This window comes from Abyssibacter sp., assembly GCF_964229365.1.
GTDB lineage: Bacteria > Pseudomonadota > Gammaproteobacteria > Nevskiales > OUC007 > Abyssibacter.
In genome coordinates, this window is sequence record NZ_CAXRDQ010000071.1 from 1 (window position 1) to 15,847 (window position 15,847).

The 15,847-nt window shown below is 57.7% G+C and carries 19 protein-coding genes; 3 read left to right on the forward strand and 16 right to left on the reverse strand.

Annotation, left to right across the window (positions count from 1 at the left end):
* A partial coding sequence (locus tag ACE1EY_RS11550; RefSeq protein WP_370300215.1) for a DUF6445 family protein occupies window positions 1–603 on the forward strand: 603 nt, incomplete at its 5' end.
* A 58-nt stretch (window positions 604–661) separates the two neighbouring features.
* On the opposite strand, the gene ACE1EY_RS11555 is transcribed toward ACE1EY_RS11550, so the two are convergent.
* On the reverse strand, window positions 662–1,669 hold the full coding sequence (locus ACE1EY_RS11555; protein WP_373928081.1) for a fatty acid desaturase: 1,008 nt from the start codon (window positions 1,667–1,669) through the stop codon (window positions 662–664).
* Between the two features lie 275 nt (window positions 1,670–1,944).
* Between ACE1EY_RS11555 and ACE1EY_RS11560 the strand changes: the two genes are divergently transcribed.
* Entirely contained in the window at window positions 1,945–2,946 is a 1,002-nt protein-coding gene (locus ACE1EY_RS11560; RefSeq protein ID WP_370300217.1) for an LLM class flavin-dependent oxidoreductase, read from the forward strand.
* A gap of 133 nt (window positions 2,947–3,079) precedes the next feature.
* On the opposite strand, the gene ACE1EY_RS11565 is transcribed toward ACE1EY_RS11560, so the two are convergent.
* The 12 genes from ACE1EY_RS11565 to ACE1EY_RS11620 form a co-directional block, all read right to left on the reverse strand.
* Complete coding sequence (locus ACE1EY_RS11565) at window positions 3,080–3,697, reverse strand: DUF1294 domain-containing protein (RefSeq protein WP_370300218.1); 618 nt, start codon at window positions 3,695–3,697, stop codon at window positions 3,080–3,082.
* Between the two features lie 308 nt (window positions 3,698–4,005).
* Entirely contained in the window at window positions 4,006–4,296 is a 291-nt protein-coding gene (locus ACE1EY_RS11570; RefSeq protein ID WP_291512638.1) for a HigA family addiction module antitoxin, read from the reverse strand.
* 16 nt (window positions 4,297–4,312) lie between these two features.
* Window positions 4,313–4,603 (reverse strand): type II toxin-antitoxin system RelE/ParE family toxin, encoded by a 291-nt coding sequence (locus ACE1EY_RS11575; protein WP_291512637.1) that lies wholly within the window; start codon window positions 4,601–4,603, stop codon window positions 4,313–4,315.
* Window positions 4,604–5,149: 546 nt separating this feature from the next.
* On the reverse strand, window positions 5,150–5,563 hold the full coding sequence (locus ACE1EY_RS11580; protein WP_373928082.1) for a hypothetical protein: 414 nt from the start codon (window positions 5,561–5,563) through the stop codon (window positions 5,150–5,152).
* Window positions 5,547–6,065: a hypothetical protein gene (locus ACE1EY_RS11585; RefSeq protein ID WP_370300219.1), complete on the reverse strand. Its 519-nt coding sequence runs from the start codon at window positions 6,063–6,065 to the stop codon at window positions 5,547–5,549. Before ACE1EY_RS11585 ends, ACE1EY_RS11580 begins: the two co-directional genes overlap by 17 nt.
* A gap of 5 nt (window positions 6,066–6,070) precedes the next feature.
* Window positions 6,071–7,048 (reverse strand): hypothetical protein, encoded by a 978-nt coding sequence (locus ACE1EY_RS11590; protein WP_370300220.1) that lies wholly within the window; start codon window positions 7,046–7,048, stop codon window positions 6,071–6,073.
* A gap of 75 nt (window positions 7,049–7,123) precedes the next feature.
* Entirely contained in the window at window positions 7,124–7,657 is a 534-nt protein-coding gene (locus ACE1EY_RS11595; protein WP_370300221.1) for a hypothetical protein, read from the reverse strand.
* Complete coding sequence (locus tag ACE1EY_RS11600) at window positions 7,657–8,049, reverse strand: TIR domain-containing protein (RefSeq protein WP_370300222.1); 393 nt, start codon at window positions 8,047–8,049, stop codon at window positions 7,657–7,659. The genes ACE1EY_RS11595 and ACE1EY_RS11600 overlap by 1 nt, the downstream gene beginning before the upstream one ends.
* Window positions 8,050–8,164: 115 nt before the next feature.
* The gene (locus ACE1EY_RS11605; RefSeq protein WP_370300223.1) at window positions 8,165–8,818 is read right to left on the reverse strand and encodes a hypothetical protein; all 654 of its coding nucleotides are present in this window, start codon (window positions 8,816–8,818) and stop codon (window positions 8,165–8,167) included.
* 101 nt (window positions 8,819–8,919) lie between these two features.
* A complete protein-coding gene (locus tag ACE1EY_RS11610; protein ID WP_370300224.1) occupies window positions 8,920–9,321 on the reverse strand; it encodes a hypothetical protein in 402 nt (133 codons plus the stop codon).
* Window positions 9,322–9,487: 166 nt separating this feature from the next.
* On the reverse strand, window positions 9,488–10,069 hold the full coding sequence (locus ACE1EY_RS11615) for a hypothetical protein (RefSeq protein ID WP_370300225.1): 582 nt from the start codon (window positions 10,067–10,069) through the stop codon (window positions 9,488–9,490).
* A 107-nt stretch (window positions 10,070–10,176) separates the two neighbouring features.
* Complete coding sequence (locus ACE1EY_RS11620) at window positions 10,177–11,772, reverse strand: isocitrate lyase (protein ID WP_370300226.1); 1,596 nt, start codon at window positions 11,770–11,772, stop codon at window positions 10,177–10,179.
* A gap of 216 nt (window positions 11,773–11,988) precedes the next feature.
* Here ACE1EY_RS11620 and ACE1EY_RS11625 point away from each other — a divergent pair, with 216 nt between their 5' ends.
* Complete coding sequence (locus ACE1EY_RS11625; RefSeq protein ID WP_291514784.1) at window positions 11,989–12,927, forward strand: LysR family transcriptional regulator; 939 nt, start codon at window positions 11,989–11,991, stop codon at window positions 12,925–12,927.
* Between the two features lie 73 nt (window positions 12,928–13,000).
* Here the strand turns inward: ACE1EY_RS11625 and aceB are convergent, their stop codons facing one another.
* The 3 genes from aceB to ACE1EY_RS11640 form a co-directional block, all read right to left on the reverse strand.
* The gene (gene aceB, locus ACE1EY_RS11630) at window positions 13,001–14,602 is read right to left on the reverse strand and encodes a malate synthase A (protein WP_370300227.1); all 1,602 of its coding nucleotides are present in this window, start codon (window positions 14,600–14,602) and stop codon (window positions 13,001–13,003) included.
* 220 nt (window positions 14,603–14,822) lie between these two features.
* A complete protein-coding gene (gene rraA, locus ACE1EY_RS11635; protein WP_291514777.1) occupies window positions 14,823–15,305 on the reverse strand; it encodes a ribonuclease E activity regulator RraA in 483 nt (160 codons plus the stop codon).
* Complete coding sequence (locus tag ACE1EY_RS11640) at window positions 15,302–15,811, reverse strand: disulfide bond formation protein B (protein ID WP_291514776.1); 510 nt, start codon at window positions 15,809–15,811, stop codon at window positions 15,302–15,304. The genes rraA and ACE1EY_RS11640 overlap by 4 nt, the downstream gene beginning before the upstream one ends.
* Window positions 15,812–15,847: the final 36 nt, after the last annotated feature.

Consider the following 15,847-nt stretch of genomic DNA (forward strand, 5'->3'; position numbering starts at 1 on the left):
ACCTCCTTTCTCGTTGTAGACGATTTTCTAGATAACGCCAACGACCTGCGAAACGCCGCGCTGCAGCTCAGCTACCCGGAGCAGAGCACCTACTATCCGGGCCGGAATTCCGTCCAGCGCATCGACCTGCAAGGACTCACCGAGGGCATTTCGCAGTTGGTTGGCGAGCCGCTGAAGCCGGCGTTGCCGCGAGAGGCTCACGCCAAGTGCAGGATCACGCTGGCGAAGGACGTCGGCACCGCCAAAGTGCACATCGACCGCGCCCACTGGTCAGGCATCCTGTACCTCAGTCGTCCTGAAGACTGCCGCGGCGGCACGGAGTTCTTCCGCCACCGGCCGTCCAACTCGGACCGCGCGCCCTACGACGACCGCGAGGCCCAGCAATGGGGTTACGCGTCGGCAAAAGCGATGGTGACCGAGGCCGGCGAACAGACGCTGGACGATTCGAAATGGGAACACACGATGACGATTCCCATGCGATTCAACCGGCTGGTCCTGCTGCGGCCCTGGCTTTGGCACACCGCGGGCGAGAACTTCGGGACAACGATGGAAAACGGGCGGCTGGTCTATCTGATGTTCTTCGAATCCGCGCCGCGCGTCTGATACCGCCCCGCGCTCTCGGCCGCCTGTGCGTCGTCGGGGACGGCCAGGGACCACATCACTACGCTCGTGTGGCGCGTGCCTCGGCGACAGAGACCAGGCGTTCGCGCTCGGTATCCCACAGCACGTAACGCAGCGACGCCCGAACATCCGCCAGACCAATGCGGCGCACGTCCTTGAACAGGCGTGAATAGCTGCGGTGACAGTCAGCAATCTGGTAGTTCGGAATACGAGCCGACAGGTGGTGCACGTGGTGATAGCCGATGTTGGCCGTAAACCATCGCAGCACGCGGGGCAGCACCAGAAAACTCGTGCCGTGTATGGCGGCGCGGTTGTAGCACCAACCTTCGTCGCCCGTCGCATAGGCGTGTTCAAAATTGTGCTGCACGGTGAACAGCACAATCCCGACCGCACCGGCCAGCGAAACGCTCAGCACATACAGCACACCGAACAGTACCGGCCCCAACCACCAGGCCATCGCGACCCAAGCGCCCAACAACACCAGATTGTTCAGCAGCATGTGCCTGCCTTCGGCAGGCGTATCCCAGTAACTGGAATTAAACGCGGCGGCGTGGGTTCGCAGCGTGCGTCCGCCCCGCCGTGTATAGCGCGCCCAATGCGTCAGCCACTGCAGCGTTCCCTTGATCCAGGTCAACCGAGGGTTGATCAGCACGTAGACCAAGCCCGCCACCGGCGCGAGAAAAATCGAGCGAGCCCGCACGTAATCCCGTTGCTGAGACGGACTGAGGGCATCGAACTCGGCGACCGACAGAATCGCCAGCGGGCCTCGGTAGCGCTCCCAGTTGCCGTTGGTCGCGTGGTGCACATTGTGGTGGCGCGACCACACGTATTGAGGCATGCCCGAAAGCACGCCAAACAAAAAGCCGAAACCCTGATTCAGTGCTGGGGTGTGGAACAGGCTGCCGTGCCCGCATTCGTGCATCAGCACGAAGGATCGAACCAGAAAAAGCGTCATCAGGCCGAGAATCGGCACGCTCATCAGCGGCATGGTAGGCACGACCATTGCGGCAGCCACCCACAGTCCCGCCAGCGGGATTAGCGTGGTCATGCATTGGCCAAGCCCGGCCCAATTGCAGGAGCGCGCGTAGCGCGCAACCATGGCTTGCTTTTCTTGTTTGAGCGCAGCGACAGCTGGCACAGACCACCCCTTCCCCAAGTCCGGTGCGAACCGTCTAATCAACCCCGACGCTCGAGTGAGGGTGGCGCAGCCGCGCGCTCATTCTAGGGGAAACTCCGATCGGGTGCTGGCATTCGCACCGGGCCGTCCCCATTCACTGCTCATTCATGTCACGCCATGCGGTGTCCACCACACGCGGGAGCCCAATGACCAAGCTATCCGTTCTCGATCTTTGCCCGATCAACGAAGGCAGTACCGCGAGTGACGCGCTCGCAAACTCGGCCGACCTCGCCCTGCACGCCGAGCAATGGGGCTACGAGCGATTCTGGCTGGCCGAACACCACAACATGCCCGGTATCGGCTCCGCGGCAACCGCCGTGGTGATCGGCCATGTGGCGGCGGCGACCTCGCGCATCCGCGTTGGTGCGGGCGGCGTCATGCTGCCCAACCACGCACCGCTGGTCATCGCCGAACAATTCGGCACGCTGGATGCGCTGTTCCCCGGCCGGATCGATCTCGGGCTCGGCCGAGCCCCGGGTACCGATCAGAACACCATGCGCGCGCTGCGCCGCTCCTTCGATCAGCAGGTCGATCGCTTTCCGGACGACGTGCTCGAACTTCAGCGCTATCTCGGCGGCGATGCCAACGCCTTGCCGCGTGGTAACGATATTTTTGCGACACCGGGCGCCGGTAGCCAAGTGCCGCTCTGGATTCTCGGCTCCAGCCTCTACGGCGCCCAGCTGGCCGCGCGGCTCGGACTGCCCTACGCCTTCGCCTCGCACTTTGCGCCGCAGATGCTGGATCAGGCCATCGCGGTCTACCGCAGCCAGTTCCAGCCCTCCGCACAGCTCGACAAGCCCTACGTGATGCTGGGATACAACATTTGCGGATCAGATACCGATGAGGCTGCGCGCTACCTCGCCAGTTCCGGCGCGCAAATGCTGCGCAACCTGCGCCTGGGTCGCCCCACCAAACTGCCGCCACCGGTCGACCACTTCGAAGCCAGCCTACAACCCGCCGAACGCGCCATGCTGGATGCAACCCGCGCCTGCTCAGCCATCGGCTCGAAGGACACCATGCGCTCAGCCATGCACGCCTTCATCGAGCGCACAGAGGCAGACGAACTCATGCTGGCGGCGCACATCTACGACCACGACGCGCGGCTGCGTTCGTACGAAATGGCCGCCGAGGTGTGTGGCGTGGAGTGAGACTAGGCCGAGCCTACGCAGCCCTCAGGGCCTCTCGATACCAGGCCATTCCCGGCTCGATGGAGTCCGCATAGGTCGGCGAGCTTTCCCAGAACTTTCTCAGCGTCGATAATTAGGCAGCGTTGCTCCAGAGCTATCGTATTATCTGCTTAATTGAGTCAACATCCCCGCCCGCGACCAAGTATGCAAATGCCAACACGTTCAGACCCGCTGTCATCCAAAACACCGACAAGAATTCACGCTTGCTAGTTTTGTGACGGAAATAACGCTGTGCCACCACTCCGCCAGGCCAGCCACCAAGCAAGCCCATGAGATGCAACGAGGATTCCGCGGTACGCCATCTTCCAGACTGGGCTGATGCCTTATCCCACCCGTATGCAAGAAACGTCATCACGCTTAGCACGGCGTAGACGAATAGAACAAACCACGGCAATCGACCAAGATATGCCGATGCGATCACCAATAAACAGAAAAACAAAGTGAACGAAATTGGAACACGGCTGCTACCAAGCCTATGAGGCTTCGGCTTGTTCACATGTTTCTGGTCCGAGAAGCGCACGTTCTCTGCCCTTGATTTACCGTTCTTTCCCTCTGCCACGACATAAGTGATTATGTCGCCAACAGAAGGTCGCCTAGCACCATTCGGGAAGGCTTTGATGTGCACAAAAACCGAGCTGCCGTCACCATGCCAAGAGACGAAGCCGAAACCCCGCTCATCATCCCAGCGCGTAATTCTTCCTTGTAAACGCATGCAATTATTTGTCTTTGTGGCCTAACGCCTAAGTTCAGCGGAATTTGTGGCGATGCCTGTTTTTGCGGCAGCAAAAAATGGGTGGAGGGTCAAACGTCCGCCGCAATGATGGAATGGACTCCTTCCGCCGTTTTACCGGCATCTGAGTGAAAATAGGGACAGACCACAGTTTTGAGCAACACACCCTATTTATCGCTTACCCCCTTCCCTGATTCGCCCCACTTCCCTCGCGAGTAACCATAAAACGTGGTCTGTCCCCTATTGTTCACGCTGCGTCCGGCGCCGAAAGCACGTAGTTGATTGAGTTGTTATACGGCAACTTTCTCAAGAGGCTGGATGTGTTGAGACGGCCTAGTGGACGACAGATCATGGTTGGCCTGAAGGTTCAGCCAGAACTCTGGCGATGTGTTCAGCGCCTCCGACAGCAGCCACGCCGTTTCAGGAGTGACCCCGCGCTTTCCACGGACAATTTGATTGACCCGCTGAATGGGAATGCCGAGGTGATCTGCAAGGGCGCGCTGCGTCTGACCCATGGGCTCCAGGAATTCCTTGAGCAAAACCATCCCAGGATGGGACGCTTGGCGATTTGATGGAATCATGATTTACCTCTCTGCATCAATGGTAGTCAGCGATACGGACATCGCTACAATTTGATCCGAGCCACCGAAACACGATGCGCCATTGAGCATTGATACGAATGCTGTGAAATCCTGCGAGATCGCCACGAAGCGCTTCAAGCCGATTTCCCGGCGGCGAGCGCAAATCATTCAGTGATGCCGCAGCATTCAGCAGATCAAGCTTGAGCAGGGCTGACTCAACGATGTTGGCCGGAATCCGTCGTGCCCTGGCGCTGTTCTTGCCATGGAACAGATCTTCGGTTGCTCTATCTCCGAATGACTGAATCATGCCCCAACATTAACGGATGCACGACATCCGTGCAACGCCGGTCGGCTGTTGCCGTACGCCTGAGCTCAGCGGCGTTTGAGGCGACGCCTGCTTTGCAGCAGCAAAGCGGGTGGCGGGTCAAACGTCCGCTGCAGTGATGGAATGGACTCCTCCCGCCGTTTTACCGGCATCTGTGTGCCAAGCTGGTGTTTCTGAGTGAAAATAGAGTGAAAATAGGGACAGACCACAGTTTTGAGCAACACACTCTATTTATCGCTTACCCCCTTCCCTGATTCGCCCCACTTCCCTCGCGAGTAACCATAAAACGTGGTCTGTCCCCTATTGTCCTGTCCCCTATTGTCTCCCCTATTGTCTCCATCAGGCGTGAGCCAGGTCCGATTGAACGACGTTGCGTGGCTGCTGAATACCCGGCCAAGAAAACGTTTTGACTTTCAGACCCCGCAGGAGCTTTTCGACCAAGCAGCGGCGGATTACCTCAATCATGTTGCACTTGATTCTTGAATCCAAGCTGTCCCGTATTGTTCTTTTGCACGCTTCAGCTTCATGTTACGTGCCATCCTTCGATAGGGAATAACCTGAACCAAACAGGTCTTTAGTGACATGGTAGGTCACGCCATTAGAGGACTGGGACAATTCTGCGGCACATCCGATTGCTCTTGAAAGCGCTCCAGCAAATCTAGCCTGTACGATTTCGCCCGGGTCTTCCACGCTTCTTATCGCTTCCGACCAAAGATTGAGCTCATTGACCTTTCGATAACACCCCGTCACAGCGTCGTCTCTAAGAGTGTTGAGAAGTTTTGTTACCTGATCTTCCTGTGCCATAGAGGCCCAAGAAAAAAGAGACAAAATCACTACGACTGGCACATAACGCCTTGCATAAGGGGCGCGTTTGGAGCGTAGCCCGCAGGGCGTAGCGGAAAATGCGCCCCACTCCATGCAATTGTTAGCTTTCATCTTCATCAGGTTTGAAATATTCCCGCTTCTTTTCCGCTCGTGATGCCTTATCACTCAATTCAATCTCTAGATTATTAATGTGGATAAACTCAAGTATTGCCGAGATGGCAAACAACAATGCAGTTGATGCAAAAAATATAGCCAGCCAGCTAAGCCAAATTGGCGTGTTGCTGGTGCCGATAGCGAATGCTGCTCCAGCCAGCAAGCCTATTGCAACTGCTGAAATAACACCGAGGAGCAACCGAGCTTTTAGCTGATGAATTCTGTGTTGCACATTTTCGATAAGGCGCTTTTTCGACCAGTAGGCTAGCCCCTCCAACTTCGATATGTTGACTAGCTTTGAAACAACCGCGAGTGTAACGCTTTGAACTATTCCAGTTACAACGGCGAAAGCTGCCAATGCGCGGGCAGCAGCTTTTGCTTCAATTTGGGGAAGCAAATTGTCTGCTACAAGGTAGCTAATCAAGGCTAGAGCGCCGTAGAACAATAATCTCTTTGAGTTCAACATGATGACTAGGCGTCGATGACTATCTTGTCATCTGATACCAGTTCATTTAGCCAGTTCTTAATTCGCTCCCACATTTCATCACGCCTGATCAATCCCTTGCTGTTCGTGGGAACTGACACCGGCTTCTTGAGCTTTATTTCATCTCGAGTTATTTTTCCAGAGCGAGTATGGATGGTGTAATCAAGCTCGGAATCCACATGCCGTAATTGATTGGAGATATCATCCATCAACTCAGTCGAATCATCTTTTTGGTTGTTTGACCACGTTAGAAATAGACGAACTTCAAGAGAACGCTCTCGCATGATGTCACTAGCGGAGAGCTTGGATGGGAGGTTGATCTCTGCTGGCAACAAAGTACGCAAAGCCTCCCAAGCGGAACCGCTAGGCTTTAGTGAAATAGACTTAGTATCAGAAATTTCACCACTTACTCGCGGGGCTGGCGTTTTCGACGGCGACAAGTCCACAGGGGCTTTGACTTCAATGCCCTTCGTGTTCCCAAGCTCTTTTTCTTTCTCAATCGGCGGCTGGTCACACAAAGCGACAAAATCTTCATCCGAAAGCACCCCTTCTTCTCTGAGAAGCCAATTCACATACTCTTCAAACTGAAGCGATTTTAGCGATGTAGATTGCGCGAGAATTACCGCATTGCCTTGGATACCGAAGTACAAAATTGAGTGCAGGAACTCTGTTTTATCGCCAGGTGGGGCAATGCTAGATAGCTCTAATTGCTCCGCATCGTCATCGAATTCTGCAGTTGGCTGCTGGTGCCCTCTCGTGTAATCAAACATCTCGCCCACACGCAGGCCCTTGAACGGGCCGTTGTAGTTGATAAGGCGAAACCGTCCTTCGTGATCTGTACTCTGTCTTCGTGACAACGCCGCAGACTTCGACTTCAACGCGCTTGTCAGCAGACTTTGCAGATCGCTCCCATTGGCTTCGTTGTTAAAGCGGGCGACCTTGAATATGAGATTTTTAGTTGTCATATGAACTCTGCCAATGAAAGCTAACGCTGGACTTGAGCCGCGCGCACGCAGTGCGCGTCGGACTCCAAGGACTTGTTATGCGACGCCACACCGAATCCAACTGACGAACCCCGCCCAAGGAAATGTACGGATTAGAACCACAAAGTGTAGAAACAGAAACACCCATGGCACCCAACTTTCTATGTGGCTGATAGGCCGATAAAGCTTGGGGTTGTTTCCCCGCTGCACAGCGTCCCATTCTGCATCGTAGGGGCTGATAGGCAATCGCTTTTCGATGTCTTGAACGACCTGCCATTTCGCGGAATTCAGATTGCGGTACGCGATAACGATGTTGTACCAGAACAAAGTCATTAAACAGCCCGCAAGGGCGAGTAGCCACATGTACTTTGGCTCTGAACCGATGGTGAGGTAACCCACGAAAGCCAGAATCGCTGAGTTGACGCTTAAGAAGTACGTGTTTGCGGATGTGCGACGCTGACTGATCCGGTCCGCCATCTCCACGTACAGCTTGTACTGCTCAAGTAGGTGGGAGTGCCACTTTTCGTTCGGTGGGTAAGTGGCACCTTCTTCCAACTCGTTCCAAAGCTTTGAATCCGGCACCTCGACCATCACCTTGCTCCAGCAATTAGGCGCTTCAGGTTGGGCCAGGTCCAGTTATAGACCTTATCCGCCGAAGACGCCGACGTTGGTTTGGTGCAAGGTTTGTCTGAGTATGCGGCTAAAAGAAAATGGCTCTTTTTTTTGTCCTTGGCGATTCTTAACTCTGCGGCAACCCCCTTTGCGGTGTGGGTGTTGGTTCCGCAGAGAACAATAACGACGTCGACGTTATCCATCCTGCGTCGAACCTTTTCCTCCCAATCGCCAGTAAGGTGATCTTTTACAGAATTGTCCTTGAAGTCGAACGGGCTATCGGGCTTTTTTGCCTGACCGGCCAACATTAGCTTCGCACCTGCGTCATTGTCGTAGTCGAAGCTGATGAATGCACGCTTCTTTTCGGTCATACTGCTCTCCCCCAAGTTGTTTGTTCAGAATACCTTGTGCAGGCATAGCGCCGCATAACGCTGAAGTTGAGCCACGCGTGCGCAGCACGCGTCGGACTCGAACGCCCTGTTATGCCTAGATTTCATTCAACTCCTTACGCATTTTGGCCTGCATCTCTGCGGACTTGGCCTGAATCAACTGACCCTGAGCTTCCAGCGCGGATTGCTTCTCCTTCATGCCCAATTGATCGCAAGCTAAAATTAACTGCGGAAATGCCTTGACGAAGTCGCCGGCGGAATCCATCGACTCTTTCATGAGGCTCTCCAACTCTTCCATAAGCTCGACGAGAGCGTCGCTTGCGGTCAGCTTCAGCGATTGAGACTCACTTTTTAGCACGTGGTACTCGGCTGAAGCATCATTCATAAGCGACATAATGTTTGTGCTAAATCGCGTGATGGCTGCGTCCTTCTCCCCATCGTCTTGAGCACTCAGCATTTCTTGGAAATACTCAGCCATGAATGGCTGCATTTTCGACAACATTTCTGACTGGTAGCTTTTTCCAAAGCTGTCCAGTTTCGATAGGTGTTTTTCGTACTGACTTAATCTGAGCTCGAATATGTGCTTTCTTCGCTCCAAGTCGAGGTCAAGCTCATGCTGCTTATCCGCCAATGCACGCTGATGTGATTGGCTGTTGAAGTACACGAAGGCTCCCCAGCCTACATTTGTAAGCCCCAGAGCCCAGGCAAAGTACCCAGGATTCGCTTGAATTAATTCGTAAATGGCTTCCATGGGGCCGTTCTAGGCATAACGCCTATTAGGCGACCTATCCAACATCCAGATATAGATAGAACTATCCACATCTAGATATCCACGCTCGGTTCCATCCATATCTATATATCCCCTGCTCCAGGCCAAGGCTCAGTATTGCCCTGAATCACGCGGCCGGACAAGCCAAGCCTCTGCACGTCTGATTTCGAGATCTCCCACCAGCGCCGCTGCGGGTTCCATCGCCCGCCTGCGTCCCGAGCTTTTCGTTGGAGGTCTTTCTCGTCATAGCCGATTTGTACGGCGCATGTTCCGGCCTGCTGGGGATGGGGTGAGGCATTGTGCTGTATGGATGTTGGTACGGGCGGCATCCAGAAGCGTTCTTCGATGATGATTTCGATCGTCTTGTAGCGCTTGCGGGCATCTGCATCGTAGACGTAGCGCACCCGCAGCAGCCGATCGCCGTGTTCGGCGAGCAGTTTTTTGGTGCCGGGGTCGCCCGGTCGCAGGGTGAGTCGCGTTTGCATGGATGCTGGGTGCCGGTGTCGGCAAGGGGCTCTCAGTGATTAACGAGAATGCCCTGCTTTTCCGGACATCGGATTTGCACAATGCTGATTCCGGGCACAAAAAAACCGCAGGCGTCGCCACCTGCGGGTTGTTTGTTGATGTTGCCGTTGGTGCTTACACGCGGTGTTACTCAGCCGCCGCCGTTACCACTGCCACGTGCGCCGCATCGATATCGGCGTTGATATAGGCCATGCCCAGGGTGTGCAGGTACTCGAGGCGATCGGCCTTCATCAGGTCGATATCGGGCACGTTCAGATTATTCGCCTGGTAGATGCCGGCAAGGTAGGCCATGTACGCCTCGCCTGCATCATGCAGCAGCAAGGTGGCGGCGCCGACATCCGGTTTGACCTGGGCGTTGAGGCTCTCGGGCAAGGTGGCGGCAAACACCACGGGGTGCTCGTGGCCGCCAAAGCGGCTGCTGCGTTTTTGCACGATCTGCTGCGCCCAGTAGTACGCGAGTTCCTTGCTGGGGGTGAGGTAAACCGGCTCGGTTGTGGCCTGAAAGCTGTTGCCGATGGTGGCCATGGTCTTTTCGGTAGCCGCTTGCATGTCGCGGTCGCCGGAGCGCTTGATGCCGTGCCGGGCAATCGATTCGGCCAATGCGGATGATGTGCCGTGATACCAGGTGTTGCTGGTGGCATAACCATGCTCGCTCAGCAGTGCATGGCTGTCTTTCAGGTGGTCGGGAGGCAGTGTCGAATCAGGCATGGTGGATGGCACTCCGGGTCATAAAAAAAGGCGGCCCCAGCAGGAACCGCCTTTTCGCTCAAGATGGCCCCGGCGCATCGGGCACCGGGGCTTTCAAGGCTCTCGGATCAGCTGAACTGGTTCGAGGTGTTGTTCGCGCCGCCGGCCTTGAGGGCACGGTCGCCTGCGAAGTATTCCTTGTGGTCGTCACCGATGTCGGAGCCCGACATGTTCTGGTGCTTCACACAGGCGATGCCCTGGCGGATTTCCTTGCGCTGCACGCCGGCCACGTAGCCCAGCATGCCCTGGTCGCCAAAGTATTCCTTGGCCAGGTTGTCCACCGACAATGCCGTGGTGTGGTACGTCGGCAGGGTGATCAGGTGATGGAAGATGTTCGCGTCACGTGAGCAATCGGCCTGGAAGCTACGCACCTTGTCGTCGGCATCGGCAGCCAGTTCGGAGTCGTCGTACTTGGCGTTCATCAGGTCGGCGCGATCGTATGCCGACACGTCCTTGCCTGCTTCAACCCAGCGGTCGTAAGCCTGCTGACGGAAATTCAGCGTCCAGTTGAACGACGGGCTGTTGTTGTAGACCAGCTTGGCGTCCGGGATTTCCTCGCGCACGCCGTTCATCATCGCGGTGATGTCGGCAACGCTCGGGGTGGCGGTTTCGATCCAGATCAGATCGGCGCCGGCACGGATGGCCTCAATCGAGTCGAACACGCAACGCTCTGGGCCGGTGCCCGAACGGAACTGGTACAGGCCAGACGGCAGACGCTTGGGGCGCACCAGCTTGCCATCGCGGCTGATCAGCACATCGCCTGGGGCGGTGTCTTCCGGTGCAACTTCTTCAACGTCGAGGTAGGAGTTGTAGCGGTCGCCCTGGTCGCCCGGCTCGTTGACCACGGCAATTTCCTTGGTCAGGCCAGCGCCCTCGGAGTCGGTGCGCGCAACGATGATGCCGTTGTCGATGCCCAGTTCCAGGAATGCGTAACGCAGCGCGCGAATCTTGGCGTGGAAGTCGGCGTGCGGCACGGTGACCTTGCCGTCCTGATGACCGCACTGCTTCTCGTCGGCAACCTGGTTTTCGATCTGCAGCGCACAGGCGCCGGCTTCGATCATCTGCTTGGCCATCAGGTAGGTGGCTTCGGCGTTACCAAAGCCAGCATCGATGTCGGCAATGATCGGCACCACGTGGGTTTCGTGGTTGTCGATGGCGTTCTGCACTTCGGCTTCCTTGGCCGAATCGCCGGCTTCGCGCGCTGCATCCAGCTCGCGGAACAGCATGCCCAGCTCGCGGGCATCAGCCTGGCGCAGGAAGGTGTAGAGCTCTTTGACCAGCGAAGCGACCGTCGTCTTTTCGTGCATCGACTGGTCAGGCAGCGGGCCAAATTCAGAGCGCAGCGCAGCGACCATCCAGCCCGACAGATACAGGTACTTCTTGTCGGTGCTGCCGAAGTGCTTCTTGATGGAAATCAGCTTCTGCTGGCCCACGAAACCGTGCCAGCAACCCAGCGACTGGGTGTACTTGGTCTTGTCCTTGTCGAACTCGGCCATGTCACGACGCATGATGTCGGCCGTGTACTGGGCGATCTCCAGGCCGGTCTTGAACTTGTTCTGCGCGCGCATGCGGGCTGCAGATGCGGCATCGATCTCATCCCAAGAGCTGCCTGCAGCTGCTTTGACGCGCTGCAGTGAGGCGATGTCGTCCTTGTACTGTGTCATATTGAAAACCTGTTGATTGATCAAAAGACAAGAGCCGCAAGTCGTGGTGTTGGTCGCCGGGGCTCCTGAAACGCGGCCGCATTCTAGCGACCCTTGGATAATAATTCTAATAAATGGCTATTATTCTCACTATTCATGCAATGAATAGATGAAGCCCTCGCGAGTTGCACCGAATTGCGTATGCGGTCGCGCAGGCTATCTCAATGATGAACCGGTATGAACCTCAAGCACATTGACCTGAATCTACTGGTGTATCTGGATGTGTTGCTGCAAACCTGCAGCGTCACCCAGGCCGCCGAGAGTATGGGCATCAGCCAGCCGGCCATGAGCAATGGCCTGCGGCGGTTGCGCGAGTTGTTCTCCGACCCGCTGCTGATTCGCACCAAGGACGGCATGGCACCCACCGAGCGCGCAAGGGCCTTGCAGCCACTGGTTCGGAAAATCGTTGCCGATGTCGAACTGGCCGTGGAACCCGACAAGGGCTTCGAGCCCGCAAACGCCGAGCGTGTATTCAGGTTGTCGGTGAGCGATTACAGCGAATGCACCTTGCTGCCGCCCTTGCTCCGCGCCATGCACAACATCGCGCCAAACATCACGCTCGATATCTTAACGCCCAGCGACGTCAGCCACAGTGACGTAGAGGGTGGCAAGGTCGACCTGGTCATCAATCGTTTTGATGACCTGCCGCAGTCGTTTCACCATCAGACCATCTGGCGCGACAGCTTTTCGTGCATGGTCAGCCGGCACAACCCGATTCGCGACCACTTCGATCTGAGCAGTTATCTGGACGCCAGCCATGTTTGGGTGAGCAAAACCGGCATGGGCATCGGCGTGGGTGTGGAACCCGGCACCATGCAGCAGCTGGGTTGGGTGGATGATGCCCTCGCCCGCCTGGGCAAGCGGCGCAAAATCCGCGTGTACACCCGTCATTATCAGGCCGCCATGCAGCTGGCCGAACTGGATGACCTGGTGATCACCCTGCCCAGCAAGTCGGCCAAGCTACAGAAAGACAATCCCGATGTGGTGATTCTGCCGCCGCCGTTCGAGATACCCGAAACCGAGCTGAAGATGGCGTGGAGTTCGTTGTTGCAACACAACCCGGCGCACCAATGGCTGCGCGGGCTGATCGCCAGGGTTGCCAGCGAACTGGACTAGCGAACTGAACTAGCGGACTAGCGGAACAAGCCGGCGGGCGATGACGCGATCTCGCGCATGCCGTGATGGCCACTCACGGCAGCAGTTCGTAGGCCGGCAAGGTCAGAAAGTCTGCCAATTCGTCAGCAATGCACAGCCGGTGCATCAGGTCTCGCGCGGCGGTGAAGCGTCCTGATTCGAAACGCGCCTCCCCCACTTCGGCTCTGATGTTTTCCATCTCTTCCGAGAGAAGCTGTTCAAACAGCTCGACGGTGACCTCGCGGCCGTCCTCGAGCTGCCCCTCGGGATGATGAATCCACTGCCAGACCTGCGTGCGTGAGATCTCGGCGGTGGCGGCATCGTCCATCAGGTTGTACAGCGGCACGCAGCCGTTGCCGGAAATCCACGCTTCGATGTACTGCACCGCCACACTGATGTTGTTGCGAAGGCCGACCTCGGTGATCGGACCTTCGGGTTGCCGCAACAAGTCGTCGGTGAAGATGCGCCAGTCCAGCGGCTTGTCGATCTGGTTGGGGGTGGGCATGTGCTCGTCGAACACCGCCCGCGCCACCGGCGCCAGACCCGGATGCGCCACCCAGGTGCCATCGTGGCCGTTGGCGACTTCGCGTTGCTTGTCGGCACGCACCCTGGCAAAGACCTTTTCGTTCGCGGCCTCGTCGTTCTTGACCGGGATGAACGCGGACATGCCACCCATCGCCATCGCGCCGCGCTGGTGGCAGGTCTGGCACAGCAGCTTGGAGTAGCTGTCCATGCAGTGCTGCGCCATGTCGACCACGAAGCGGTCGGCCATCACCCGGCCCGGCTGCAGCTTGAGCGTCTTGATCATGCTGAAGATGTAGTCCCAGCGGCCGCAGTTGAGGCCAACCACATGGTCGCGCAGTTCGTAGAGGATCTCGTCCATCTCGAAGGCTGCGGGCAGCGTCTCGATGAGTACCGTGGCCTTGATGGTGCCGCGGTTGATGCCAAGCTCGTCCTGCGCCGCGTTAAAAATGTCGTTCCAGAGCCGCGCTTCCAGGTGGGATTCGATCTTGGGCAGATAGAAATACGGCCCGGAGCCCTGTGAGAGCAGCGCCTTGGCGTTATGGAAGAAGAACAGCGCGAAATCGACAATGGCGGCCGTGGCCGGGGCGCCGTCGATGCGCAGGTGGCGTTCGACCATGTGCCAGCCACGGGGCCGCACGAGGAGCGTGGCCCGTGATTCGTTCAGGCGGTACGCCTTGTCGCTGCTTGGTTCGGTGTATTCGATGGTGCCGGCGACGGCATCCATCAGGTTGAGCTGACCATGCATCAGGCCAGACCAGGTGGGCGCCTGGCTGTCCTCGAAATCGGCCATGTAACACTGCACCGGCGCGTTCAGGGCGTTGATGACCATCTTGCGATTAACCGGGCCGGTGATCTCCACGCGGCGGTCTCGCAAATCTCGTGGAATGCCGCGGACGCGCCAGCTCGCCTCGCGAATGTGCTGGGTGTCTGGCAGAAATTCGGGTGTTACGCCCCGGTCGAACAGCGCCTGCTTGGCCGAACGTGTGGCCAGACAGGCCCGCACGGTTGGCCTGAACCGGCTGACCAGCTGGCGGGTGAACGCAACAGCCTCTTCCGTCAGGACCCGTTCAAAACCGGGTTCGAACGGGCCGAGGATGTCGACATTGCCTACCGTGGTGACCGTTTCCGTCATGTAAGTCGTGGTTGACCTGAATGCACAGCGGTACTGCCCGGCGGGGGAATTGCGCAGGAGCCCGACAGGGCGCGCATTATAGCGACGGCAGGCACCTAGGGAATCGCGGGTCTGTTCACGCCGCAAAGCGGCTGCCTGAAAACAGGCCGGGCGACATTCTCAGTAGCGTGAGCTTATTTCCGCAGGCCACTGAATTCGCCAGCATTTCCGCTATAGGCGTTTACAGTTCCAGCGCTTCAGCAGCCGTGATGAGGCCGTCGACATCAGCGTAGAGGTAGTCGCCTTCGCGGAACTCCACGCCACCGAACTTCACCGGCAGGCCGAGTTCGCCGATGTTCTGCTTGCGACTCTTGAGCGGGTGGGCCGCCACTGCCTTGACGCCGACCGAGCAGCCTTCGATTTCTTCGCAGTCACGCACGCAACCGTTGACCACCACGCCGGCCCAGTTGTTGTCCTCGGCGAGCTCGGCCAGGTTGCCGCCCAGCAGTGCGCAACGCAGCGACCCACCGCCGTCGACGACCAGCACGCGGCCCTCGCCCGGCTTTTCGAGCTCGCTACGGACGAAGCTGTTGTCCTCAAAACACTTGAGCGTGCGAATCGGGCCGGAGAACGCCAGCACACCGCCGAAATCGGCGAACATCGGCTCGGCGACCTGAATTTTGTCGCTGTGGGCATCGCAAAGATCGGTGACGGCGTAGCTCATTCCATGACTCCGGCTGGTTTGGTTGGACGCGAAGCCGCGATGATGCCCCAGATCGCCAGCGCAACGAAGCCCACCAGCGTCCAACCCGGCAGCGAGAGACCGAGAAAGCTGGCATCGATGATGGCGCAGTTGCCGTCGCCGGCCAGCACCGTTTGGATCACATCCCAGGCCGGCATGATGTCCAGCATGTAGTCCAGCGACGGGCCGCAGGCCGGGACCTGATCCGGCGGAAGGCTTTGCAGCCAGACATGCCGCCCGGCGATGGCAATCCCCATCCCGGCGGCGACGATCGACAGCCCCGCATAAACCCAGCGTCCGAACCCGCGCGGACCGTGCAGCGCCGCCACCAGCATCACCACGCCGACGCCGACCATCGCCACACGCTGGAAGATGCACATCGGGCATGGCTCCATTTCGAAGGCGTACTGCAGCACCAGCGCAAAGCCCAACGCGCCAAACGCAATCAGCGCACCCGCCGCCATCATCGGACGGAACGTCATCAACATCGGCAACTCCCCTTCTCTGCGGTGGTCAGTGTTTGA

Excerpts from the sequence above, each read along its gene's own strand:
- ACE1EY_RS11555 (WP_373928081.1), bottom strand. The coding sequence starts at position 1,669 with ATGACCACGCTAATCCCGCTGGCGGGACTGTGGGTGGCTGCCGCAATG.
- ACE1EY_RS11560 (WP_370300217.1), top strand. The coding sequence starts at position 1,945 with ATGACCAAGCTATCCGTTCTCGATCTTTGCCCGATCAACGAAGGCAGT.
- ACE1EY_RS11565 (WP_370300218.1), bottom strand. The coding sequence starts at position 3,697 with ATGCGTTTACAAGGAAGAATTACGCGCTGGGATGATGAGCGGGGTTTC.
- ACE1EY_RS11570 (WP_291512638.1), bottom strand. The coding sequence starts at position 4,296 with ATGATTCCATCAAATCGCCAAGCGTCCCATCCTGGGATGGTTTTGCTC.
- ACE1EY_RS11575 (WP_291512637.1), bottom strand. The coding sequence starts at position 4,603 with ATGATTCAGTCATTCGGAGATAGAGCAACCGAAGATCTGTTCCATGGC.
- ACE1EY_RS11580 (WP_373928082.1), bottom strand. The coding sequence starts at position 5,563 with ATGAAGATGAAAGCTAACAATTGCATGGAGTGGGGCGCATTTTCCGCT.
- ACE1EY_RS11585 (WP_370300219.1), bottom strand. The coding sequence starts at position 6,065 with ATGTTGAACTCAAAGAGATTATTGTTCTACGGCGCTCTAGCCTTGATT.
- ACE1EY_RS11590 (WP_370300220.1), bottom strand. The coding sequence starts at position 7,048 with ATGACAACTAAAAATCTCATATTCAAGGTCGCCCGCTTTAACAACGAA.
- ACE1EY_RS11595 (WP_370300221.1), bottom strand. The coding sequence starts at position 7,657 with ATGGTCGAGGTGCCGGATTCAAAGCTTTGGAACGAGTTGGAAGAAGGT.
- ACE1EY_RS11600 (WP_370300222.1), bottom strand. The coding sequence starts at position 8,049 with ATGACCGAAAAGAAGCGTGCATTCATCAGCTTCGACTACGACAATGAC.
- ACE1EY_RS11605 (WP_370300223.1), bottom strand. The coding sequence starts at position 8,818 with ATGGAAGCCATTTACGAATTAATTCAAGCGAATCCTGGGTACTTTGCC.
- ACE1EY_RS11610 (WP_370300224.1), bottom strand. The coding sequence starts at position 9,321 with ATGCAAACGCGACTCACCCTGCGACCGGGCGACCCCGGCACCAAAAAA.
- ACE1EY_RS11615 (WP_370300225.1), bottom strand. The coding sequence starts at position 10,069 with ATGCCTGATTCGACACTGCCTCCCGACCACCTGAAAGACAGCCATGCA.
- ACE1EY_RS11620 (WP_370300226.1), bottom strand. The coding sequence starts at position 11,772 with ATGACACAGTACAAGGACGACATCGCCTCACTGCAGCGCGTCAAAGCA.
- ACE1EY_RS11625 (WP_291514784.1), top strand. The coding sequence starts at position 11,989 with ATGAACCTCAAGCACATTGACCTGAATCTACTGGTGTATCTGGATGTG.
- aceB (WP_370300227.1), bottom strand. The coding sequence starts at position 14,602 with ATGACGGAAACGGTCACCACGGTAGGCAATGTCGACATCCTCGGCCCG.
- rraA (WP_291514777.1), bottom strand. The coding sequence starts at position 15,305 with ATGAGCTACGCCGTCACCGATCTTTGCGATGCCCACAGCGACAAAATT.
- ACE1EY_RS11640 (WP_291514776.1), bottom strand. The coding sequence starts at position 15,811 with ATGTTGATGACGTTCCGTCCGATGATGGCGGCGGGTGCGCTGATTGCG.